At 60.4% G+C, this 22,759-nt stretch carries 22 protein-coding genes; 16 read left to right on the top strand and 6 right to left on the bottom strand.

The features are described from left to right. The first annotated feature begins 54 nt into the window (after positions 1 to 54). From MHY24_RS07295 to MHY24_RS07280, 4 genes are read left to right on the top strand one after another with little or no spacing between them, the layout of a single operon-like run. Complete coding sequence (locus MHY24_RS07295) at positions 55 to 1,002, top strand: carbohydrate ABC transporter permease (protein WP_239193485.1); 948 nt, start codon at positions 55 to 57, stop codon at positions 1,000 to 1,002. Further along, a complete protein-coding gene (locus MHY24_RS07290; protein WP_239193378.1) occupies positions 1,002 to 1,823 on the top strand; it encodes a carbohydrate ABC transporter permease in 822 nt (273 codons plus the stop codon). The genes MHY24_RS07295 and MHY24_RS07290 overlap by 1 nt, the downstream gene beginning before the upstream one ends. Beyond that, positions 1,823 to 2,008 carry a hypothetical protein gene (locus tag MHY24_RS07285; protein ID WP_236587053.1) on the top strand — a complete coding sequence of 62 codons (186 nt, stop codon included), beginning with the start codon at positions 1,823 to 1,825 and terminating at the stop codon, positions 2,006 to 2,008. The genes MHY24_RS07290 and MHY24_RS07285 overlap by 1 nt, the downstream gene beginning before the upstream one ends. Continuing rightward, positions 2,005 to 3,495: an alpha-amylase family protein gene (locus MHY24_RS07280; protein ID WP_239193376.1), complete on the top strand. Its 1,491-nt coding sequence runs from the start codon at positions 2,005 to 2,007 to the stop codon at positions 3,493 to 3,495. Before MHY24_RS07285 ends, MHY24_RS07280 begins: the two co-directional genes overlap by 4 nt. A 112-nt stretch (positions 3,496 to 3,607) precedes the next feature. Here the strand turns inward: MHY24_RS07280 and MHY24_RS07275 are convergent, their stop codons facing one another. From MHY24_RS07275 to MHY24_RS07265, 3 genes are read right to left on the bottom strand one after another with little or no spacing between them, the layout of a single operon-like run. Next, entirely contained in the window at positions 3,608 to 4,186 is a 579-nt protein-coding gene (locus MHY24_RS07275) for a hypothetical protein (RefSeq protein ID WP_005326721.1), read from the bottom strand. Between the two features lie 2 nt (positions 4,187 to 4,188). Then, positions 4,189 to 4,761 (bottom strand): hypothetical protein, encoded by a 573-nt coding sequence (locus MHY24_RS07270; RefSeq protein WP_198492602.1) that lies wholly within the window; start codon positions 4,759 to 4,761, stop codon positions 4,189 to 4,191. A 33-nt stretch (positions 4,762 to 4,794) separates the two neighbouring features. After that, the gene (locus MHY24_RS07265; RefSeq protein WP_150851249.1) at positions 4,795 to 6,063 is read right to left on the bottom strand and encodes a hypothetical protein; all 1,269 of its coding nucleotides are present in this window, start codon (positions 6,061 to 6,063) and stop codon (positions 4,795 to 4,797) included. A gap of 350 nt (positions 6,064 to 6,413) precedes the next feature. Between MHY24_RS07265 and MHY24_RS07260 the strand changes: the two genes are divergently transcribed. The 5 genes from MHY24_RS07260 to MHY24_RS07240 are packed head-to-tail and all read left to right on the top strand — an operon-like array spanning position 6,414 to position 9,883. After that, positions 6,414 to 7,874 carry an acyl-CoA carboxylase subunit beta gene (locus MHY24_RS07260; RefSeq protein ID WP_239193372.1) on the top strand — a complete coding sequence of 487 codons (1,461 nt, stop codon included), beginning with the start codon at positions 6,414 to 6,416 and terminating at the stop codon, positions 7,872 to 7,874. Between the two features lie 8 nt (positions 7,875 to 7,882). Next, positions 7,883 to 8,092 carry an acyl-CoA carboxylase subunit epsilon gene (locus MHY24_RS07255; RefSeq protein ID WP_239193361.1) on the top strand — a complete coding sequence of 70 codons (210 nt, stop codon included), beginning with the start codon at positions 7,883 to 7,885 and terminating at the stop codon, positions 8,090 to 8,092. Then, a complete protein-coding gene (locus MHY24_RS07250; RefSeq protein ID WP_239193359.1) occupies positions 8,092 to 8,679 on the top strand; it encodes a nucleoside triphosphate pyrophosphatase in 588 nt (195 codons plus the stop codon). The genes MHY24_RS07255 and MHY24_RS07250 overlap by 1 nt, the downstream gene beginning before the upstream one ends. A 31-nt stretch (positions 8,680 to 8,710) precedes the next feature. Continuing rightward, positions 8,711 to 9,127: a DUF3151 domain-containing protein gene (locus MHY24_RS07245; protein ID WP_239193357.1), complete on the top strand. Its 417-nt coding sequence runs from the start codon at positions 8,711 to 8,713 to the stop codon at positions 9,125 to 9,127. Positions 9,128 to 9,142: 15 nt separating this feature from the next. After that, positions 9,143 to 9,883, top strand: coding sequence for a hypothetical protein (locus MHY24_RS07240; protein ID WP_239228937.1), 741 nt, complete (start codon positions 9,143 to 9,145; stop codon positions 9,881 to 9,883). A 111-nt stretch (positions 9,884 to 9,994) separates the two neighbouring features. On the opposite strand, the gene MHY24_RS07235 is transcribed toward MHY24_RS07240, so the two are convergent. Next, on the bottom strand, positions 9,995 to 10,888 hold the full coding sequence (locus tag MHY24_RS07235; RefSeq protein ID WP_239193353.1) for a DUF4282 domain-containing protein: 894 nt from the start codon (positions 10,886 to 10,888) through the stop codon (positions 9,995 to 9,997). An 88-nt stretch (positions 10,889 to 10,976) separates the two neighbouring features. Further along, on the bottom strand, positions 10,977 to 12,038 hold the full coding sequence (locus tag MHY24_RS07230) for a Cj0069 family protein (protein ID WP_005326737.1): 1,062 nt from the start codon (positions 12,036 to 12,038) through the stop codon (positions 10,977 to 10,979). A 248-nt stretch (positions 12,039 to 12,286) separates the two neighbouring features. Between MHY24_RS07230 and MHY24_RS07225 the strand changes: the two genes are divergently transcribed. The 7 genes from MHY24_RS07225 to MHY24_RS07195 all read left to right on the top strand — a co-directional run bounded on the left by MHY24_RS07225 (position 12,287) and on the right by MHY24_RS07195 (position 18,820). After that, positions 12,287 to 13,150 carry a sulfurtransferase gene (locus tag MHY24_RS07225; RefSeq protein ID WP_150850515.1) on the top strand — a complete coding sequence of 288 codons (864 nt, stop codon included), beginning with the start codon at positions 12,287 to 12,289 and terminating at the stop codon, positions 13,148 to 13,150. A 156-nt stretch (positions 13,151 to 13,306) separates the two neighbouring features. After that, positions 13,307 to 15,070: an acetyl/propionyl/methylcrotonyl-CoA carboxylase subunit alpha gene (locus MHY24_RS07220; RefSeq protein WP_239228934.1), complete on the top strand. Its 1,764-nt coding sequence runs from the start codon at positions 13,307 to 13,309 to the stop codon at positions 15,068 to 15,070. A 23-nt stretch (positions 15,071 to 15,093) separates the two neighbouring features. Continuing rightward, positions 15,094 to 15,537 (top strand): hypothetical protein, encoded by a 444-nt coding sequence (locus MHY24_RS07215; protein WP_239228922.1) that lies wholly within the window; start codon positions 15,094 to 15,096, stop codon positions 15,535 to 15,537. Positions 15,538 to 15,579: 42 nt separating this feature from the next. Beyond that, positions 15,580 to 16,161: an ATP-binding cassette domain-containing protein gene (locus tag MHY24_RS07210; RefSeq protein ID WP_239228920.1), complete on the top strand. Its 582-nt coding sequence runs from the start codon at positions 15,580 to 15,582 to the stop codon at positions 16,159 to 16,161. Then, positions 16,158 to 17,180, top strand: a complete 1,023-nt coding sequence (locus tag MHY24_RS07205) for an ABC transporter permease (protein WP_239228918.1) — start codon at positions 16,158 to 16,160, stop codon at positions 17,178 to 17,180. The genes MHY24_RS07210 and MHY24_RS07205 overlap by 4 nt, the downstream gene beginning before the upstream one ends. Before the next feature lie 141 nt (positions 17,181 to 17,321). After that, positions 17,322 to 17,699, top strand: coding sequence for a GntR family transcriptional regulator (locus MHY24_RS07200; protein WP_204610055.1), 378 nt, complete (start codon positions 17,322 to 17,324; stop codon positions 17,697 to 17,699). A 47-nt stretch (positions 17,700 to 17,746) separates the two neighbouring features. Further along, the gene (locus MHY24_RS07195; RefSeq protein ID WP_239228915.1) at positions 17,747 to 18,820 is read left to right on the top strand and encodes a DUF5808 domain-containing protein; all 1,074 of its coding nucleotides are present in this window, start codon (positions 17,747 to 17,749) and stop codon (positions 18,818 to 18,820) included. 172 nt (positions 18,821 to 18,992) lie between these two features. Here MHY24_RS07195 and MHY24_RS07190 read toward each other — a convergent pair whose 3' ends face one another. After that, positions 18,993 to 22,424: a pyruvate carboxylase gene (locus tag MHY24_RS07190; protein ID WP_239228906.1), complete on the bottom strand. Its 3,432-nt coding sequence runs from the start codon at positions 22,422 to 22,424 to the stop codon at positions 18,993 to 18,995. Between the last annotated feature and the right edge of the window lie 335 nt (positions 22,425 to 22,759).

Below are 22,759 nucleotides of genomic sequence, written 5' to 3'. Positions count from 1 at the left end.
GCTATAGCTTCGCCGACTGCGTCCAAGGGGGCGCCGAAGGGGGCGTCGGCAAGCGTGCCGAAGCCCCAGCGCAAGAATTATGGGCGTGTGGCCGGGCTGATTGCTCCGGCGCTCATCGTGCTCGCCGTCATCATCGGCTACCCCATCATCCGCGCCATTTTTCTGTCCTTCCAAGGCAATAGGCAGCTCAACCCGCAAACGGGGCTTTTTGAGGAAGGCGGCTTTGCCGGGCTGGAAAATTATCTGTACTGGATTAATAACCGGTGTGTTTCCGGCACTGGTCAGATTTCTACCTGCCCGCCGGGCGTTATCGCCACGGACTTTTGGCCGGCGGTTAAGATCACGCTCTTTTTCACCATCGTTACCGTGCTGCTGGAGACCATCCTGGGCATGCTGATGGCGCTCATTATGAATGGTGAGTACCGCGGCCGCGGGCTGGTGCGCGCTGCGGTGCTTATCCCCTGGGCCATTCCTACGGCCGTTACGGCCAAGCTATGGCAGTTCATGTTCGCCCCGGAGGGCATCGTTAACTCGCTGCTTGGTGCGAACATTGCTTGGACCACGGACCCGTTTTACGCTCGCCTGGCTGTCATCATCGCGGACGTATGGAAGACCGCACCGTTCATGGCGCTGCTCATCCTGGCCGGCCTGCAGATGATTCCCAAGGACGTTTACGATGCCGCCCGCGTGGACGGCGCCAACCGTATTCAGACCTTCTTCCGCATCACGCTCCCGCTGGTGCGCCCGGCGCTCATGGTGGCCGTGCTCTTTCGCACCCTGGATGCGCTGCGCATGTATGACCTACCGGTCATCATGATTTCTAGCTCCTCCAACTCCCCCACCGCGACTATCTCGCAGCTGGTGGTAGAGGATATGCGCCAAGGCAACTTCAACTCCGCCTCCGCGCTTTCCACCCTTATTTTCCTTCTCATCTTCGTCGTCGCCTTTATCCTCATCCGCTTCCTTGGCGCGGATGTCTCCGGCAGGAAGGCAGCTAAATAATGCGTAAATTCGGACACTACGCCGGCATCATTTTCATCATGTTCTGGGGCCTGGCGCCCTTTTACTGGATGCTGGTGACGGCGCTGCGGGATCAGCGTTTCACCTTCGATACCACCCCGTGGCCCACCCACGTCACGCTGGATAATTTCCGCGATGCCTTGGCTACCGATAAGGGAAATGACTTCCTAGCCGCGCTCGGTAACTCGCTGCTTATCTCCCTGGTTACCACCGCTGTGGCCGTGCTCATCGGCGTCTTTACCGCCTATGCGCTCTCCCGGTATGACTTCCCGGGGAAGGGAATCGTGACCGGCATTATCCTGGCCGCCTCTATGTTCCCGGCCATTGCCTTGGTCACCCCGCTCTTCCAGCTCTTTGGCAACCTGGAATGGATTGGTACCTACCGCGCGATGATCATCCCCAATATTTCCTTCGCGCTTCCGCTGACGGTGTATACGCTGCTGAGCTTCTTCCGCCAGCTGCCTTGGGAACTGGAAGAAGCGGCCCGGGTGGATGGTGCCTCGCGCTCCCAGGCCTTCCGCCTAGTGCTTCTGCCGCTTGCGGCGCCGGCGCTCTTTACCACCGCGATCATCGCCTTTATCACCACGTGGAATGAATTCATGCTGGCCAAGCAGCTGTCCACCACCGATACCGAGCCGGTGACCGTAGCCATCGCGCGCTTTTCCGGCCCGTCCGCTTTCGAGTACCCCTATGCCGCCACCATGGCCGCCGGCGCGTTGGTGACCATCCCATTGGTCATCATGGTGCTCATCTTCCAGCACCGCATCGTCGCCGGTCTCACCGCGGGCGGTGTCAAGGCCTAATGCGCCGGGCCATGCTGTGGGATACCGCCTTAGGCTTCCTCGGATTCTTTAGCGTCCTCGCGGTTATCCAAGCTGTACTCAATCTCTTCCACGACTCCCCCGCCCTCTGGCCCGGCCTCTTGGCCGGCGCCCTGTGCCTCCTTACCTACCTGACCTGGCGGGCGAAAAGAAAGGACCTTTCATGAGCTGGTACCACAATGCCGTCTTCTACCAGGCCCTCGTCGGCTCCTTTAAGGCCGATGGCGATAAGGAGGTAGGCACGCTGCGCGGGGTCATCGATAAGCTGGATTACCTGCAGTGGCTAGGCGTGGACTGCCTGTGGCTCTCGCCGTTTTATGCCAGCCCCTTGCGCGATGATGGCTACGATATCGCGGACTACTACTCCATCCATCCGGATTACGGCACGATGGAGGACTTTGAAGAGCTCATTGCGCAGCTGCACCGCCGCGGCATGCGCATTATGACGGATTTGGCGCTCAACCACACCAGCTCCGACCACCCGTGGTTCCAGGCCTCCCGCACGGATCCCACCGGCCCCTATGGCGATTTCTATGTGTGGGGCGATGACCCGGAGCGCTACCCCGAAATCCGTGTCATTTTCACCGACGTGGAGACCTCCAATTGGACTTGGGATGATAAGCGCGGCCAGTACTACTTCCACCGCTTCTACTCCCACCAGCCGGATTTGAACTACGATAACCCGGCCGTGCAGGAGGAAGTGTTCAAGATCTTGTCCTTCTGGATGGACAAGGGATTGGACGGCCTGCGCCTTGATGCCATTGCTTACCTCTTTGAACGCGACGGTGCAGGCGGCGAGTCCCTGCCGGAGACCATCGAGTTTGTGGAGAAGATTCGCTCCTTCATGGACACCCACTACCCAGATGCGGTGCTCATCGCGGAGGCCAACCAGCCTCCGGCCGAGACCATGCAGTTTTATGGCAACGGCGAGCGCTTCCACATGGTCTTCAACTTCCCGGTTATGCCACGGTTGTACCAAGCATTGGCGCTTGCCGACGCCACCCCGGTCTACTCCATCCTCGACGAGCTGCCCGACCTGCCGGATGGCTGCCAATGGGGTACCTTCCTGCGCAACCACGATGAGCTCACCCTGGAGATGGTGGACGATGACGTGCGCGAGCTGATGTATGAGGCTTTCCTCCCCGATGATGAAATGCGCGCCCATGTGGGCATTGCCCGCCGGCTGATGCCGCTGATGAACGGCGATCGCCGCAAGGTGGAGCTCATGTTCTCGCTGCTGATGACCCTGCCGGGCGCACCGTTTATCTACTACGGCGATGAGATTGGCATGCTCGATGACACCACGCTGCCGGACCGCTATGCGGTGCGCACCCCGATGCAGTGGGACGATTCCGAGCATTCTGGTTTCAGCACCAAAGCACCTTCCCGCCTTCCGGTTGTGGGAGGTACCTCCGTGGCCGCCCAGCTTGATGACGCCACCTCGTTGCTCAACACCGTCCGCTCCATGATTGCCGAGCGCCACGCCCATCCGGATCTCGGCACCGCTCCGTGCGAGCCGGTCGAGACGGGCGAGGAAGCCGTCCTTGGCTACCAGCGCGGCGATCTGCTGTGCTTGCACAACTTCAGCGATCGCTCCATCGACTTGGGACCAGTAGAGCTCGGTCCGTACGGCTACGCCTGGCTGCCGGCCTAAGCCTTAGCGCGCGGCTGCAGCCTCCTCTCCTACTGGCGCACCGCGCAACCCACAGAGAAAAGCGCCCTGTCGGCCCTTATGGGCCGAGAGGGCGCTTAATAGTTAAGGTGGCCTAGTTCCACTCAGGGGCGTCTTCGAGGCGCAGCTCGGAGTAGCGCGCTTCTGGCACAGAAGCCGAGTATGGCTTGCCCTGGGCTTCCCACTGCTGGTCAGAGTTGCAGCGCACATCCTGACCGTCAGTGTCGAGCATGGTAAAGCCCCACACCAGCTTGCCCTGCGAGTTCGCAGGCAAGGTGTACGGGCCAACCACCTGGTTTAGCTTCCAGTGCTGCTCGCTGACGTAGTTGAAGCCATAGGTCTTGGTCAGTACCTTGGCCAGCTCGCCGGTGCCCTCAACGGATCCGGAGACCTCGATGGTCTGGGTGCGAGCCTGGGTGACGGTGTGCTTGACCGGTACTTCCTCGGCGTTGCGGTTAGCCACGCTGGTGGCGTCGGTCTGCTTGAACCAGCGGCGCTTTGCGGTGACGTAGGTGCCGTTTTCACCTGGCGTCGAGCAATGCGTGCCTGGCTTGTAGTCGTCGTTCCAGCGCTGGGGCAGCTCAAAGTCCCCACCGAAATCAGCGGCGTGGGCAACAGGAGCGGCCACCAGGCTTAGCGCCGCGAGGGCGCTAGCGATGGACGTCTTGCTCACGTTTAGCCCCAATCGTTGTTATCGCGGGTGGAGACCTCGATGTGGCGCTCCTTCGGCAGGGTGGCGGTAAAGGTGCCGCCGTTGGCCTGCCACTTGTGGTCGGAGCCGCACACAGTCTTCTGGCCCTCGAAGTCAGAGACAACCCAGCCTGCGCGCAGGACGGCGGTCTTGCCCGGAGCGATGTTGTACGGACCAACCTGCTCGCCTACCTCGTAGGACTGGCTATCGGTGTAGCTGGAGGAGAAGGTGAAGTTGATGAGGTCCATCAGCTTGAAGTCAATGCCTGCGGACACATTCCAGGTCTTGGTCTTGGTCTCGGTGATGGAACGGGTTACCGGCAACGGCTCATCGTTGTAGTTGGACACGGTCCAGGAACCGGCGGAGCCATCGAAGTAGGTGCGCTTGATGTCAACGGTCTGGCCGGTGTCGCCCGGGTTGGAGCAACGCTCACCGATGGTGGTCGGGTTGGCCGGGCCGAGGTCGCGCTGCGGCAGGGCGTTAGCGGCCGGAGCGAAGATGAGGCCGGAAGCAACGGCAAGAGCCGCGGTGGTAGAAGCAATCTTGGACTTGAACATGGAATTTTCTCCTTGCGTAGATGAGGGTGGTGTTTAGTAGATGGTCTGGGTAGGAACCGGCAGGTCGCGGAATTCGTCCGGAGTGACGTCCTCGGTGCGGGTATTGCCGTCCTTATCGGTGATCTTGGCCTCGGCCCAGAAGCCGCTCGGGGCGGAGGTCTGCTTGTAGTTAGAGGTGAGGTCGTAGTTTCCGCTCTTGCCGCAGTGAATCTCGCGGTAGTTGATGCGGGTCATGGTGGTGCCATACTCCACGCGCACGCGCTCGCCTGGTTTAAGGTCGACGTGCTTGAGCTCGGTACCGACCGGCATGTAGGCGCGCTTTACGGCACCGACGGACTCCAGCCAGCCCTTCGGAATATCGCCGCGGTTGCCCTGCCAGTTGGTGTACGGGGCGTGCTCGGCGCCAACGACGAAGTCGGTTACCGGTGCAAACTCGTAGTCACCCTTGGACCAATTGAGGAAGTCCGTGGAGTAACCAGCCTTGCGGTAGGTCGGCTTTACCGCGGTGATGTCCAGCGGGTACCAGGAGGTATCGCCGGCTTCACACTTATCGCCTTCCTTAGGCCAGGAGGGATCGCGCTGCAGATCCGCAGAAGGCTGCATGATCTCATCCTTCTTCGGATCGGCAATCTTCTCTAGGCTCGGGCCAGATACGGAGGTGTAGTTGCCCTCGATCGGCTTGGAGTTTGCACCCGGGGAACGGGATGGAATTTCCATGGCCAGATCGGACACGGAGCCGTCCGCCTTGATGATGTAGGCGAAGGCATAGCGCTCGGCCGGGCCCTTACCGCGGATGACGTTAGAGCCTGGGATGTTTTCCAAGCGGTCATCGTTGCAGCCTACGAACATGGAGATGAAGTCCTTTTCAATGACGCCGTATTCGACGCGGAAGGACTCACCCGGCTTCAGCTTCACTGGGCCGAAGGTTTCTTTATCGCGCCAGCCGTTGGTCATCTTCAGACCGATATCGGACTTAGCGGTGGTGTCCCAACCGGAAGGCAGCTTGGCCTTGGAATTGGCTTCAATCTCGTGATTGGTACCAGTTTCTACCTCGGCGGTGTAGGGCACTTCTTGGTTGGTGGTGTTTTTAAACTGCAGGGTGCCGTCGCTCATGTAGCGGCGGCCGGTTTCTGCAAAGCGCCATTCGCGCTCTGCATTATCGCCGGCGGCACTGCAGCTCTTGTAGAGGTTGGAAATGGGATATGCCTGCGGCATCGGGGGAACATCTCCCGCGTGTGCCACTGGCGTGAAGAGAGCCGCTACGGCGAGCGGTGCGAGCAAACGCAGTCCCTTTTTAATCACCAGAAGACCGTCCTTAATAGATCGTTAAAAATCAGGGGAAACATTCATGAAGACTCAGGCAATCATAAGGGCTTACAGGGCTCACATCAATAGTTGAATGAAATTCTTTCTAATGTTTTTACCTACCTTGAGGTGCAATAATGGGCGCCTACCTGCCCGGCACCGTTAAATGTTTACAGCAGACCCTACCCCCAGATTAGGGCCCTTCGGCCTAGCGCCACTCAAGAACTTCCCAGGTTTTATGCACCGCCCACGTTCCAGTGGCATTTACCACACAATCGTTTTCCACTCCACGTCCCCGCAGCGTTCCATTCCGCATTGTGAGGGGTGCGCTAGTAGTGTGGGGGCCTATGACTGACCTGAAAACCACCGCCGGCAAGATCGAGGACCTGGACGCCAAGCTCGCCGAGTCCCGCGCGCCGCTGGGAGAAGGCGAGCCGGCCGCCCGCACCCGCGTGACGCAGCTGCTCGATGAGGGCTCCTTCGTGGAAACGGACGCGCTAGCCCGCCACCGCTCTACCGACTTCGGTCGCGAGCATGACCGCCCCTATACCGATGGCGTAGTGACCGGCTACGGCACTATCGACGGCCGCCGCGTCTGCGTCTTTAGCCAGGACGGCGAAATCTTCGACGGCACGATGGGTGAGGTTTATGCCGAAAAGCTCACCAAGGTATATGACCTCGCCATCAAGACCGGCGTGCCCATCATCGGCATCTATGAATCCACCGGCCCGCGTGTGCAAGAGGGCATCGTCACCATGGCCGGATACGCCCGCCTCCTGGCGCGTGTCTCCCAGGCTTCGGGCCTTATCCCGCAGATTTCCGTTGTCGCGGGCAATACCAGCGGCATTGCGGCGTTCGCGCCGACGTTTGCCGATGTCCTCGTAGTTACCCAAGGCACCGCCCTCCACCAGGCCGCCAGCCACGTGGCCGGCGCTGAACCAGAGACCTTCGGCGGCGCCGCAGCCCACGCAGAGTCTGGCACCGCTCACCTGGTGGCCAGCGACGACAAGCAGGCTTTGTCCCTCGTGCGCGATGTTTTGGCCTACTTCCCCGCCAATAACCGCGCCGAGGCGCCGCGCGTGGAGGCCGGTAGCGTCGCGGACTTTGATCTCAATAGCGTCATCCCCGATACCGCCGCGCAGGCCTATGACATGTGCGAGGTCATCAAGGCTGTCGTCGATGAAGGCTCCTTCTTCGAGCTTTCTGCCGAGGCGGCACAAAACATCGTTACCGGCTTTGCCTACATCGATGGCCGCGCCGTCGGCATCGTAGCCAACCAGCCGCTGGCACTGGCCGGCGCCCTGGACTCCGCCGCAGCCGAAAAGGCCGCACGCTTCGTGCGTACCTGCGATGCCTTCAATACTCCCATCGTGGAATTCGTGGACTCCCCAGGCTTTGTGCCTACCCCGGAAGAGGAAAAGGCCGGACTGCTGCGCAGGGCGTCGAAGTTTGCCTATGCGCAGGCTGAAGCGAGCGTCGGCAAGCTCACTGTGATCACCCGCAAGGCCATTGGCCCGGCCTACGCATTTATGGGCGCCAAGGACCTCGGCGCGGACCTGGTCTACGCATGGCCCACCGCGGAAATTGCCGTCACCCAGGCCTCCCAAGCTTCCCTGGCCATTTATGGCTCGGAGGACAAGGAAGAGGAGATGGACGACCTCTTCTTGCACCCGTATGCCGCAGCAGAGCGCGGGCTGGCCGATAATGTTATCGAGCCAACGGCAACCCGCCACTACCTGGTAGAAGGCCTGCGCCTGCTCGAGCGCAAGGCCGTGGCCCAGGTACCGAAGAAGCACGGAACCGTTTAGGAGGGGAAATGTCTACGCCGGAAATCAAGGTAGTCAAGGGCAATCCCACCGAGGATGAGCTCGCGGCCCTGCGCACCGTATTGGCGCAGATGAGCGCCAAGCACTCGGGCGCTACCGGAGAACGCAATGAATGGGGTAACCCAGCCGAGCGCTTCGAGCGCTTTGGCGCGCAGCGCGTCTACAACCCCTCCGCCTTCCATACCGTCCGGTACTTCTAATGCGACTTATCCTCGCCTCCCAATCACCCTCGCGCGCGTCTATTCTGCGCGGCGCGGGCGTGGAGCCCGTATTGGAGCCGGCCGATATTGACGAGCGCTCCCTCGAAGCCTCGCTCGCGGGCCACCCGCCGGCCGATATCGTGGCGGCCCTCGCCACCGCCAAGGCTGAAAAGGTGGCCGGGCGCTACCCCACCGAGCCCGTTATCGGCGGCGATTCCATGCTGCTGCTCGACGGCGAGCTACAAGGCAAGCCCCATACCGAGGAAGCCACCATTGAGCGCTGGCACCAGCAAGCCGGCCGCACAGCCGAGCTGCTGACCGGCCACTGCCTCATCTTTGGCGATAAGCGCCATGTGGAAACGTCCACCACCACGGTGCACTTTGCCCAGGCCAGCGATGCCGATATCGCAGCCTATGCCCACTCCGGCGAGCCTCTGCACTGCGCCGGTGCCTTCACCTTGGAGGCCATGGGCGGCTGGTTCATTGACCGCATCGAAGGCGATCCTTCCTCCGTTATCGGGCTCTCTCTGCCGGTGGTGCGCCGCGCGCTCTATGCCTTTGATCTGAACGTCTCTGATTTCTGGTAGCAGCGCGCGGGCGTCGCTACAGTGGGGTGACATGGAAATGAAAGACATGCTTGCCCCGAAACCCATTGAGCTGCCGGCCGATCCCGGCGCAGAGTCCACCTCGGATCTCGCCGCCGGCATTGTTGCCCACCCCGATTCCCCGCTGCTGTGGGCGCTCCTGGCGGAGCAGGAGCTCAAGGAGCAGGAAGGCTCTGAACCGTCCGCTTTCATCACCGCCTACGCCTACGCGCGCACGGGCTACCACCGCAGCCTCGACCGCCTGCGTGGCAATGGTTGGAAGGGTTGGGGCCCTGTCCCCTTCTCCCATGAACCGAACCAGGGAGTCCTACGCGCCATCGCCGCGCTCGGCCACGCCGCCAAGGCCATCGGCGAGGACGACGAATACGACCGCATTCGCCAGATGCTTTCCGACGCCGACCCAGACTCCGTCGCCACCCTCCTCGACTAATCCTGGAGTTCCCGCATGCCTGCCGTGACACCGCGCTGCCTACGCCGTTTCTCCGCTGCCGCACTGCTCACCGCTTCCGCGCCGTTCGCGCTGAGCGCCTGCGCTGCTCAGGAGGATTCTTCTTCCTCCCCAGCGCCGGTCTTTTCCAGCCAAGCACCTGCCGAGGACGAGTCCTCCAGCGGGGAGAATGCGGATTCCGCAGCAGCACCCTCCCCATCTGAGTCCACCGACGGGGACGAGGAGGAAACCACGCAGCAGCAGGAGAAGGGCAAGGACAGCGAGTGCACGGAGCTGCCCAACGACCCACGCAAGGTCTACGCCTCTGGCACGGCCCCCGGGCGCATGCCCGCCGATGACGGCAGCGATTTCAATTACTGGATCGCCGATATCGACAACTCCTATGACCCGTGCGCCACGATCAGCTGGATCATCTTCCGCGGCTCAATGGGTGACTTGAACGGTCCGGCGGGCACCGGCGCTTCGATTGCTGATGGCATAGCCTTTTACGTCAATGGCGCTCCGGCCAAGGACATGTCCATCTTCCACAAGGTAGAGAGCATCACCCCGGTCTCAGACAACGAGGTCGATTTCACGTGGGGAGAGCGCAGCCGCACCACCGCAGAGGGCATTACCGCCCACCACACTGTGCGCTTGCGGGCACAGGGCGATTCCCTCGAACCGGTATCCGGTGAAGTCGCGGAATTCAACAAGATGTGGGTTGACCTTCCCAGCTACCAGCTTGGCACCTACGACTAACTTTTAGGCCGGCACTTAAACGTCTCTGCCTGTAACAAAGCGCGCCCCAGCGGAATCCCGCCGGGGCGCTCGCCTTTGCTCGCTTAATTGCGCAAGCAGCTCATTACAGCGCTAGTCCATCTTGTCCAGGATATCGCCGGTGTTTTGGGCGATGCGCACGTTAGCCACCATGGCTTCCAGGAATAGCCTGATGGCGACCATGATTGCGTAGTAAATGACAGTGCTCAGTACCGCCAGGAAGATGAACGCAAAGATGCTTCCGAAGATGGCGGACGCGGAATCTTCCTGAATGCCATAAATGCCCATGCCGGTGGCGAACAAGAAGGCACCGAGGAGGTGAAGGATCCACATGATGCCACCAAGGATCATGGCAACCTTGTAGATTTCCTTCACGTGGGTAAGTGTCAGGAAGTGCTTGAACTCGAACTCAAAGAGTCCGCCCAATAGGCCGTCTTTCTTGCCCAAGCCCTTGAGGGCGTCACTCATCTGGTTCTTCTTATTACCGAGAGTCTGGCCGGAATCGGCAGTGGCATCGCCTGCTTGCGGGAACTGTCCGAATCCCTGGCTCGTGCCCTGCTGCTGGGTATAGCCGCCGAAAACCGGCCGATCGTTAGCGGACTGGGCGGAGCCGAATTGATCGCCGTTCGCAGCAGCGTCCGACGATGCCGAATCCGTAAATGGATTATGCGCACGGGAGGCAGCGCCCCCGCTTGGGGTGGAGGACTTCGAGGAGGCCCAGAAGTCAGAGGAGTTGCCCTCCGCGCTCGGCTTCGGGGAGGAAAGGTCACTCGAATTTCCAGGCTCACCAGGCTTATCGGTGTGGCCGAAAGACTTCGTCTCCTTGGCATCGGTAGAGCCGAATTCCTTAGTCTCATTCACCTCGGAGGCACCGGCGCCTTCGGCGCTTTTCGCAGCGTCCTCGGCGCGGTGACGCGGGGTTTCAGAAAAATCGCGCGGAGAAAAATCCTTCGGAAACCCGTCGGAGTTGAAATCATTATCAGCCATAATCTGGTCCTTAGAAAATGCTTTAGGGGGATGGTAGGAAAATGCCCCACGGTCACCCGTGGGGCCACTTGGCAGAATACAGCGTGCGCTAGGCGTTCGCGTCCTGAACGCGACGAATTGCCTCGGCGGCAACCTTTTCTTGGATGCCCATGTCTAGCTCGGAAGTGAAGCCAACACAGGAGCAGTTGATCTCGCCGAGGACATAGGTGTCGGTGCCATCGGGGGCATCGTCAAGCATGAAGTCCGCGGTCCAAATTAGCGGAACGTCCTTGGTATCGCCGAGCTTCTCTGCGATAACGGGGCGAGCCTTCTCGAACATCTCGAGCAACTCCGGCCAAGATTCCGGCTTATCGTAGGTGTACTTTGCGCCGGAGAAGAGCGTGGCAGAGAAGTTGTCGCCGCCTTCCGCTGGCTTTTTGTGCACGATGAATACCGGCTCATCTCCCACGAGGAGAATACGGATTTCACCTTCCACAATGCGCGGCATAAAGCGCATGTCCACCAGCATGCCGTTATCGCCCTCAATGTACTGGTCGCAGAAGTCCATGAAGGCGCCCAGCTTATAATCGTGGGTCTGGTTATCTACTGCCTCGGTGCACTTCAGGGCGGTGTCGAGCGGGAGCGCGGTGCCCGGTTCTACGGACTGGGCAAGCTCCTGGTCCGCAAGGCGCACGCGCCAGATGCCCTCACCGGTGGAACCGCGGTTCTGCTTGAGTACGCGCTCGCCATAAGACAGCGAGGTGGGGAAAGTATTGTGCAGCTCTTCTACCTCGTAGTACGCGGCGGTATCGTCCGGCACCAGAGGGGTGTCATTGAGCTTGACCAGTGCATCTTTGGCGCCGTAGGCCATCATGTCCGCCGGAGTGGACATGCCTACCAGGCCGGCGTCTGCCAGCTTGGTGAGCAATTCGAAATAGCCCTTTTCGCCACCGGGGATATTGCCTGGGTTCACACGAGAGATATAAGCATCAAAGTTTTCAGAAACCTGGGCGTAGATCTCCTCTGCCTTGTCTGGGTGGAAGTAGATGACCTCCGCATCCCAGCCTTGTTCCTTGATCGCATTGACGATCGGCATGGTGTCCTTACGGTGACCATCTGCGCCTTTATCGGAGCCGCCCTCTACCTCAAATACAACGATTGCCTTGTGCACTAGCAGTTCCCTTCTTAGGTGGTGTTCATAGCACGTTGTCGCACCATATCCGTAGTTTATCCCAGTTTTTCCTCCCCCGCGCGGCCAACTGCCCCCTCTGACTAACCCCGCCGGCCGGCGCCCCTATTTCCCTGGCGGAGCCCTGTATCACACACCACAGGAATAATCCCCGAGTGATCACCACGGGAAAATTCGGGTTAAAGTGGTGGGAGCAAATTACTAACCCTTATAGGAAAGGCAGGCGGACAGTGGCTGACGTTGATCCCTATCCCCCATTTCAGGAATACGCACACCCCGAGCGCCTCGTGTCTGCACCGTGGCTGTCCGCACGCCTAGGCATCAAGGGCCTGCGCGTCATCGAGGTCGATGAAGACTCGCTCCTCTATGACATTGGCCATATCCCCACCGCCACCCGCATCAACTTCCGCACGGAGCTATTGAGCCCACTTACTCGCGATTTCATCGATGGCAAAGAGTTCACTGCCTTGATGCGAGACAAGGGCATTAATGCCGACGATACGATCGTCCTTTATGGCGATAAGTCCAACTGGTGGGCCGCCTACGCCCTGTGGGTATTTACCCTCTTTGGCCACAAGGATGTTCGCCTGCTCGATGGCGGCCGCAATGCCTGGATGGCCGAGGAACGCGATACTTCCTTCATGGTGCCGGACTTCCCCGAATCCGAATACCCCGAGGTAAGCCGCGATGATTCCGTCCTGCGTGCCTTCGTAGACCAGGTGCGCGAGTCCGAAGGAGCGCTCGTGGATACCCGCTCCCCAGAGGAGTTTGCGGGCGAGGCCACCGAGCACGATCCCAATGGCGATTCCGCCTACGGCACCACCATGCGCCACGGCCACATCCCGGGCGCCATTAACCTCGAGTGGGACCGTTCCAACTATCCCAACTCCTGCTTCCGCTCGGCCGAGGAGCTCAAGGTCAACTACGGAATGTTGGAGCCTGAATCTGCAACGATCCTCTACTCCCACGTAGGTGCGCAGGCCGCGCACACCTGGTTTGTGTTGACGCATCTTTTGGGATTCACAAAGACGCAGGTCTACGATGGTTCGTGGTCTGAGTGGGGCAATATGGTGAAAATGCCGATTGAGCGTTAACTTTTTCGGTTTCGCCACATAAACCCATATCCGGCAGGGATGTGGGTTTATTTTTGTTCAAAAACATCCCCACTCGCGTGCGTGAAAATTAACTCATGCTTTTGTGTGCAAGAATAGATTGCGTATTCAACCTAATGTGTTCAGGAGGTTGCTGCCGTGGCAGTAGAAACCAAAAAGATCTCTAAGGTTCTCGTGGCGAACCGCGGTGAGATCGCCGTTCGCGTGATCCGCGCGGCCCGCGACGCTGGCATTGCCTCCGTCGCCGTCTACGCCGAGCCAGACGCCCAGGCACCTTTTGCCTCGCTTGCCGACGAAGCCTTTGCCCTCGGCGGCACCACTTCTGCCGAGTCTTACCTCGTCTTTGACAAGATTCTGGACGCCGCAGAAAAGTCCGGCGCCGATGCCATCCACCCCGGCTATGGCTTCTTGTCTGAAAACGCCGACTTTGCCCAGGCCGTCATCGACGCCGGCCTGACCTGGATCGGCCCCTCCCCCGAGTCCATCCGTGACTTGGGCGATAAGGTTACCGCGCGGCACATCGCCGAGCGTGCCGAAGCCCCCATGGCCCCAGGCACCAAGGATCCGGTAGCCGGCGCTGATGAGGTGCAGTCCTTCGCCATGGAATACGGCCTGCCCGTAGCCATTAAAGCTGCCTTTGGCGGCGGCGGCCGCGGCATGAAGGTCGCCTACTCCGCAGAGGAAATCCCGGAGCTTTTTGAATCCGCCACCCGTGAGGCGACTTCCGCCTTCGGTCGCGGCGAGTGCTTCGTAGAGCGTTACCTGGACCGAGCCCGCCACGTCGAGGCCCAGGTACTGGCGGATAAGCACGGCAACGTAGTCGTCGTCGGCACGCGCGATTGCTCCCTGCAGCGCCGCTTCCAAAAGCTGGTCGAAGAAGCCCCGGCTCCTTTCCTCACTGATGAGCAGCGCGCCTCCATCCACGAGTCCGCCAAGCGCATCTGCCGCGAGGCCGGCTACTACGGCGCAGGCACCGTGGAATACCTAGTAGGCGCCGATGGCCTCATCTCCTTCCTTGAGGTCAATACCCGCCTGCAGGTGGAGCACCCAGTGTCCGAGGAAACTACCGGTCTCGATCTCGTGCGCGAGCAGTTCCGCATCGCTGAGGGCCACGAGCTCTCGCTCAAGGAAGACCCCACCCCGCGTGGCCACGCCTTCGAGTTCCGCATCAACGGCGAGGATGCCGCGGCGAACTTCATGCCAGCTCCTGGCACCATCGTGAAGTACTCCGAGCCAGCGGGTCCGGGTGTGCGCGTTGATTCCGGCGTCGTCCAGGGCTCCGTTATTGGCGGCCAATTCGATTCCATGCTGGCCAAGCTCATCGTCTGGGGCCCAGACCGCGAGACCGCGCTGCGTCGCTCCGCCCGCGCCCTGTCCGAGTACACGGTGGAGGGCCTGCCCACCGTTATCCCGTTTGACCAGGCTGTCGTTGCTGACCCCGCCTTCGCTGCAGAAGACGGCAACTTCGGCGTCTACACCAAGTGGATCGAAGAGGAATGGGATAACCAACTGCCCGCCCACGATGAGTCCACCGATGCCGAAGCCGCCGACGCAGAGCCTCCCCAGGTGCACACCGTGGAAATCGATGGCCGCCGCATCGAGGTTGCCCTCCCTGCCTCCTTCGGCGCCAATGGAACCCCACGCAAAAAGAAGAAGCGCAAGGGCTCCAGCGCCAAGGCCGCTGTATCCGGCGATGCCGTTACCTCCCCGATGCAGGGCACGGTCATCAAGGTCAACGTCGAAGAAGGCCAAGAGGTCACCGAGGGCGAGGTCCTCCTCGTGCTCGAGGCCATGAAGATGGAAAACCCCGTCAAGGCACATAAGGCCGGCACCGTTACCGGCTTGGCCGTGGAAACAGGCGCTTCTACCACCAAGGGCAGCGTACTGCTGGAAATCAAGTAGCCTGCCCCGCTAGCCTTGGAAGAATGACTGATTCTTCTCTCGGCGTGCGCTTGGCCAAGGAAGAGGACCGCGACTATCTTGCGGGCCTCTTCCCTTCTTCTATTGCGGACTGGTCCCCGATTGTGGACGGCGGGGTCATCGCCCTGCCCATGGCCGCCAACGAGGACCCGACCGTTGCTCCCCGCGGCGCCGCGCTCCTGCGCTACTATCCCGCCGCCGACAAAGGCCCAGCTTTCTTAGGCGATCCCTCGGCCCACCCGCTTGACGACGCCACCTGGCTTACCCCCTTCGACCCCGAAGACATTCCCGAGCTCATCGTCTCCAGCGATGACCCCGCCGCCCGCGAGTTGCTTATTGCCAACGCCATCGACCTCGCGGCCGAGCAGACTGCCCCCGGCATCTCTTCCGCTGAGCCCTTGCCCGGATTTGAAGAGCTCGACCCCGGTAAGTTCTTCCGCCGCTTCTAGCTCGCCCCTAGGTCCGGCCGCCCTCCTGCTAACCTAGCTACGATGCTGAAAATAGATGCAACTTATGGACATTCCACCGCTTTAGGGCGCCTGAATCGCACCTTCGACGCCGGTCGCGTATACGGCTTGAAGGGCCCCAATGGTGCGGGTAAATCTACGCTGCTGCAGACGTTGAGCGGCGAGATTGCCCCACTCGAGGGCACCGTTACCATCGACGGCACCGGGCCCGGCAGCGCAGAGGCCGCCGGCTCCGTCATCGCAGTCGCGGACCCGGTCTTCTTGCCCGACCTCACCGTCGGCGAGCACTTCACCCTGCTTTCGCGCCGCTCCGGCGTGGACTTTGCCGAGGTCCATGAGCTCTGGGCTATCGACGACGCCATCCGGAACTCCGCGGTCAGCGACCTTTCTTCTGGTCAGCGCCAACGCGTCTACCTCGCCGCCCAGCTCTATCAGCCTGCCAAGACTCTGCTTATCGACGAACCCGGGCGCCACCTTGACCACACCTGGACCACCTTCCTGGCCGAGGAGCTGCGCCACCTCGCCGCCGAGGGCCGTTGTGTAGTGCTGGCCTCCCACTCCCCGGCCATCTTCGATGCCTGCGACGAGGTGGTGGAGATTTCATGAAGCTTTTATCTCAAGCCTCTTCAGCCCTCTATTACGCCTTTATCGCGGCGCTAATCGCGAGCGTCAGTGTCTACGCTTGGCAGAATGCCGCCGAGGTTTTGCCCTCGCTCGCGCAACGCACAGCCGCGTCTCTTCCCGCCACCGCGACCATTGGCGCTGCGTTCGGCTCCCTCGCCCTCATCGTTCTTCTTGAAGCGCTCTATCCGCTGCGCAGCCTTTCGCTCAGCCGGTGGGTCTATGTGGACAGGCCGCGGGGGCGTATGCGGGGCGTCGATAAGCTGTCCATTGCCCAGCTCGCCGGCGTGAGCCTCCTCGGCCTAGCCCTGTGCACGTCGCTGCGCCTTCCGCTCTATGCGGCGATGGCCCTCCCCTTGCTGCGCATAGCGCTCGGCTGGCGTTCCTTCGACCTCGCCTCGCTTCTTCGTGCGGGCCGCACCCGTGCCGTCGGCTCGTCTTCCTTTGGGCTTTTGGATTCTGAGGTTTCTGCCGATGCCATTGCCTCCCAGTCGGCGCGCCTGCGCCCCAGCTCGCGCGCCACGGCGTCGCCCAGCCGCCTCTTTTTCCGGCGCCTATACCGCCGCTGGTACATCCCGCTCGGCGCGGTAGCTGTCATCGGCCTCACCCTAGGCCTTGTCCCACAACTCGGCAGCCTGGGGCTCATGGGATTCGCTGCCGCATGGACCATCGTCAGCGCCGCCACCGGCCGCGCCGCATCCTTTGGCCGCATCATCGACGGAACCTGGCCCGACTGGGGACTTCCCTTGACCGCGACAGCCGGTGCCGCCGTTCTCGGTACCGCCTTCATCGCCGCCGTGTGGAAGCTGCCTGTACTCGTACTCGCCGCGTGCTGTTTAGGACTTACCTATGCCTCTTTCAAGCGCTCCCGCCCAGCGCGAGTGACCACTATGAACATCATCGACACCGGCGGATTCGGTGCTTCATTCTCCCCCGAAGTCTTCGGTTACTTCCTGCGCGGTGGCTACGGCATTGCGGCCATAGCTGTGGTCCTCTTTTTCTAGTCGCCCTGCACTTTCCCCAGGTACGTCACTTCAATAAGTTGCACATACCTGGGGATTTCTTTTGAGCTTTATTCTGTATTACCTCACATAACACAGTTTGTGTTACCATAAGTAATACAGACTAAAGATTGGAGGTGACAGATGTTCATTAACCTCAACCCCGATTCAGATGTCCCCGTCTTCCAACAAATCCACGATGAATTAGTACTGGCCATAGCTCGCGGCCAGCTCTCTGATGGCGACAAGTTAGATCCTGTCCGCCGCGTCGCCAAAGATATAGGCATCAACCCGGCCACCGTAAAGAAGGCGTACGACCTCTTGGTCTCTGACGGCCTCATTGAAACCGCCGGCCGCTCCGGCTCCATCGTCAGACCCGGCGCTCACACCGAGGCTCAAGAAAGACAACTAGCTGAGCAATTAGGCCGAGTAGTTGCGCTCGCCCGTGCCCAAGGCTTTAGCCCAGATGAGCTCCACACCCACCTCAGCTCCACTCTTAAACACTTGGAAGTATCGTCATGATTTTCGCCCTCTTAATGGCCGCCACAACTCTCGCAATTACTTGGATTATGGCCAAAGCCCCCTCCCTTGCCTCACCCGGCACACCGCTCGGTGTGCGCGTGCCAAAGGACTACCTTTCCGATAGTGCAGTTACCTCTGCTCTTGCTGGATACAAGGTCCATACTTGGGGCTGCGGCATCGCGGCAACAATTCTGTCCCTCTTTGCCTGGAAATTGCCACTCCTCGCCGCCGTACCGTCCCTCTTGGTGACGCTCGGCGGCTTGTGGGCCTACATCTCTCAACGCCGCCGCATCATCGCGGCGAAAAAGACCGGCGGTTGGTTCGACGAGGTCGAAACCACCATCGCTGCTCGTGTTTCCACCACCGCCATTGGCACACCCGAATTCGAAGGCATCCCCACGCCGACTTTTCCGTGGATAACAATGCTCGCCTCGCTGTTGTGCATCGCGGCCGGTGCCATCATCACCTCTTCCCACTGGTCCGATATTCCTGACCCCGTTCCAGTGCACTGGAATTCTTCCATGGAGGCGGATAATTGGAGCGAAAAGAATATCGGCAGCGTATTTTCTATCTCCTTCATCGCCTTAGGAATGCTCTTGCTTTTCGCCATCATCTGCTCTTTTATCGCACATAGTGAGGTATCCCCACGTTCAGAACGCAGCATTAAAGCTCGGCTGCGCAACGAGGCCAACCTCGCCTTCACGAATACCGGAATGGGAGTTCTCACCCTGCTCATGTGTGCCGGCATGGCCTTCATGCAAGTAACCGGCCCTGTACCGCAATTTCAGCGATTCAACGGCGCCGCCGTTATCACGATGTTGGTGCTTACCATCGGTGGCAGCATCGGACTGGTTGCATTTCTTCTCTACAAACAATCTCAATTATCTGAGCAACTGCGTGGAATCCGCTTTCCCGATGAAGACAAAGAATCACCGGACAATGACCACCTCTATAAATGGGGCGTTATGTACTACAACCCGGAGGATCCGGCGGTACTAGTGGATAAGCGCTTCGGCACAGGCGTGTCGTTCAACTTCGCCCGCTGGCAAGCCAAGGCATTCCTTATCATCACGCTTCTGGTTCTGGTCGGCTCAATAGCGCTACCTTTCCTACTAGGCTGAAAATTTTAGCCCTCCCCGCTGAATCAAGATTTTCGTCCATATAAACCACCGATTTCGTCGACGGTTTTGGTGGTTTATATGGACGAAAATCGCGAAAAGCCGCCTACAGACAGCACAGCGCCCCGCTTCCTAGAGGTTTGCTCGAAGGAAGCGGGGCGCTGGCGTCAGTCAGTTAGTTGATAACGGCGATGAGGTCGCCGCCTTCCACCTTGGTGGCCTGGCCGATGGCTACACGCTCGACCACACCATCCTTGGTGGCGGAGATGGATGCTTCCATCTTCATCGCCTCGATGACGGCGATTTGATCGCCGGCCTTCACCTCGTCGCCAGGCTTGGCGGTGGGGTTGACCACGCCGGCGAATGGTGCGGCGACGTGTCCCTCGTTGGAGGGGTCGGCCTTTTCTACGGTAGCGACCGTGGATTCGGCGTTCTCGTCGCGGACCTTCATCGGGCGAATCTGGCCGTTGACGTTGAGAACCACGTTACGCATGCCCTTTTCGTCCGGCTCGCCCACGGCGTCGAGGCGCACCACGACCTGTTTGAGGTCGGCGCGATCGGTGGAGTCCTCCGGGAAGAAGTGGACGACCTTTTCTTCGCCTTCGGTAAGACCATAGAAGAAGGTGGTATCCGTCAATGCTTCCGTGTTGCCGTACTTGCGGCGGAACTCGTTGAATTCCTCGAACTGCTTCGGGAACAGGAGGCGGTTCAGGCTGGCGCGGCGCTCATCCGAGTTATCGGATTCCAGATGCGGCTGTTCTTCCGCAGGGACCTCGCTCACCTTGGCGCCGGTTTCCTCGCGGCCATCGAGCACCTTATCGCGCAGCTCCGGCCAACCGCCCGGAGGGGTACCGAGCTGGCCGCGGAGGAACTGGTTGACCGAGTCCGGAATATCGAACTTGGTCGGGTTGGCAGCGAAGTCCTTCGGGTCTACGCCTGCACCGACAAGGTGAAGGGCGAGGTCGCCCACAACCTTGGAAGATGGGGTGACCTTGGTCGGGCGGCCCAGCATCTCGTTGACTGCTGCATAGGTATCCTCGATGACCTCGAAGCGGTCCGCCAAGCCAAGGGCAGCGGCTTGGGCACGCAGGTTGGACAGCTGGCCGCCTGGAATCTCGTGCTTGTAGACGCGACCGGTCGGGCCAGGGATACCGTTCTCAAACGGGGCGTAGAGCTGGCGCACGGCCTCCCAGTAGGGCTCGAGATCCGATACGGCCTGCAGGTCGATGCCGGTATCGCGCTTGGACTGAGAGAATGCTGCAATAAGGGCGGACAGCGACGGCTGCGAGGTGGTACCGGCCAACGGCGCGGAGGCGCCGTCGACGATGTCGGCACCGGACAAGGCGGCCGCATAGTAGGTTGCCATCTGGCCGCCCGCGGTATCGTGCGTGTGCACGTGCACCGGCAGGTCAAATTCCTTGCGCAGCGCCATAACCAGCTTGGAAGCGGCCTCAGGGCGGAGCAGACCGGCCATGTCCTTGATGGCAAGGATATGGGCTCCGGACTCTACAATCTGCTCGGCCAGCTTGAGGTAGTAATCCAGCGTGTACAAGTTCTCCTTCGGCGAGGCAAGGTCACCGGAGTACGCCATGGCCACCTCAGCAACGGTGGTATTGGTCTCGAGTACGGCATCGATGGCGGGGCGCATCTGAGAGACGTCGTTAAGTGCGTCGAAGATGCGGAAGACGTCCACGCCGGACTTGGCTGCTTCCTGGACAAAGCCACGGCAGACCGAATCTGGGTACGGGGTATAGCCCACGGTATTGCGGCCGCGCAGGAGCATCTGGATGTTCTGGTTCGGCATGGCCTCACGCAGCAAGTCCAAGCGGACCCACGGATCCTCGTGGAGGAAGCGCATGGCGACGTCATAAGTCGCACCGCCCCAAGCCTCAACGGAGAAGAGGTTCGGAGTCATGCGCGCTACGGCCTCGGCCGCAGAAACCAAAGCAGTGCCACGAACGCGGGTGGCCAACAGGGACTGGTGGGCGTCACGGAAGGTGGTATCCGTAACCATCAGCGCATCCTGCTGGCGGATCTTCTCCGCCCACTTTTGCGGGCCAAACTCGAGCAGATCATCGCGGGAGCCGCGCGGGAGCGGTTCGGAAAGGTCCAGCTCGGGGAGCTTATCAAAGGGGCGCAGCGCCGTCGGGCGCGTACCGTTGGGCTTATTAACGGTGGTCTCCGCGATGTATTCGAGGATGCGACCAGACTCGTCGACTGCCGGCGGAGCCTTGAGCAGATGCGGGTGTGCGTTGATGAATCCGGTGTCCACGCGGGTCTGAGTGAAGTGCGGTTCGCGCAACAGAGCGCGCAGGAAGCCGATATTGGTGGCCACGCCGGAGACGGTGAACTCGTTGAGCGCACGCTGGGCGCGCTGCACAGCCTGTTCGAAAGTGGCTCCGCGGCAGGTCATCTTCACCAGCAGAGAGTCGAAGTTGGGCGAAACCTCTGCGCCCACGGAAGTTGCACCGTCTAGGCGCACGCCGGCGCCGCCCGGCGAACGATACGCGGTCAGCGTGCCGGTATCGGGACGGAAGCCGTTATTCGGGTCCTCGGTGGTGATGCGGCACTGCAGGGCAGAACCGGTGATGGAAATCTTGTCTTGGGCGAGGTGAATATCTTCCAGCGATGCGCCGGCCGCGATATTCATCTGGGCCTTGACGATGTCTACGCCGGTGATTTCCTCGGTCACGGTGTGCTCCACCTGCACACGCGGGTTCATCTCGATGAAGACGTGGTTGCCACGCTCATCGACGAGGAATTCCACGGTACCCGCACCCTCGTAATTGATGTGCTCACAGAACTTCACCGCATCCTGGCAAATGCGGTCACGCAGCTCGGAATCCAGCGACGGCGCCGGCGCAATCTCTACCACCTTCTGGTGGCGGCGCTGCACCGAGCAGTCGCGCTCGAAGAGGTGAACCACGTTGCCCTGGCTATCGGCCAGAATCTGCACCTCGATGTGCTGTGGTTTAATGACCGCAGTCTCCAGGTACACGCTGCCGTCACCGAACGCCGCCTCCGCCTCGCGCGAAGCCTCGGCCGCCTTTTCGCGCAGCTGATCCTCGGATTCCACGAAGCGCATGCCGCGCCCGCCGCCACCGGCGACAGCCTTAACGAAGACAGGAAAGTTAAAGTCCTTGGAGTATTCCACCAGCTTATCGACGTCCGTCGATGGCTCGGAATCCTGCAAAGTCGGCAGCCCAGCTTCCTTCGCCGCACTAACTGCAGCCGCCTTATCACCGGTGAGATCCAAAGTCGTTGGGGTCGGACCAATGAACTTGATGCCATTGTCCTCACACGCACGAGCAAGATCCGCGCGCTCCGAAAGGAATCCATAGCCGGGGTAAATGGCATCCGCTTCAGCCTTCTTGGCAGCGCGAATGATTTCATTAATGTCGAGATAAGCCTTTACCGGCTGTCCCTCATTACCGATGCGGACAGCCTCATCCGCGAAGGCGCGGTGGAAGGAGTTTCGATCTTCGCGAGGATAGACCGCGACGGTCTTTGCCCCAGTCTCAAAGGCAGCACGGAATGCACGCACGGCGATTTCGCCACGGTTGGCTACCAGAATCTTTTTGAACGATGGAAGCGCGGGATTAGCCACTTCTGTGTTCCTTTCAACTCGGAAGGCGCTGAAATACAACGTCTCCACTCGGGTGATCCGTATCTCAGTTTAGAGATCGAAACCTTCCTTGTCTGCCCATTTTCAAGCGGAGTTCGCCACACCGACCAGCGATTAAAGCAACGTCTGAGAGATTTCTACAGCCCGACCAGTAATAACGCGCTTGACCTTCCTGTAAATGTTGTAAATTTTTGGTTCAACAAAATATGCAGCGGGGACACCTGCCAGACCAACCCGCTTCGTATTGACCAGATTCATAAACACCTATATGGTTACCCACATAGGTGGTTAACCCATACACCAGAAAGGGAGTCATA

The organism is Corynebacterium sp. ACRPQ, from assembly GCF_022347225.1.
Taxonomy (GTDB): domain Bacteria; phylum Actinomycetota; class Actinomycetes; order Mycobacteriales; family Mycobacteriaceae; genus Corynebacterium; species Corynebacterium tuberculostearicum_D.
This window is presented reverse-complemented; position numbering and strand designations above follow the sequence as displayed.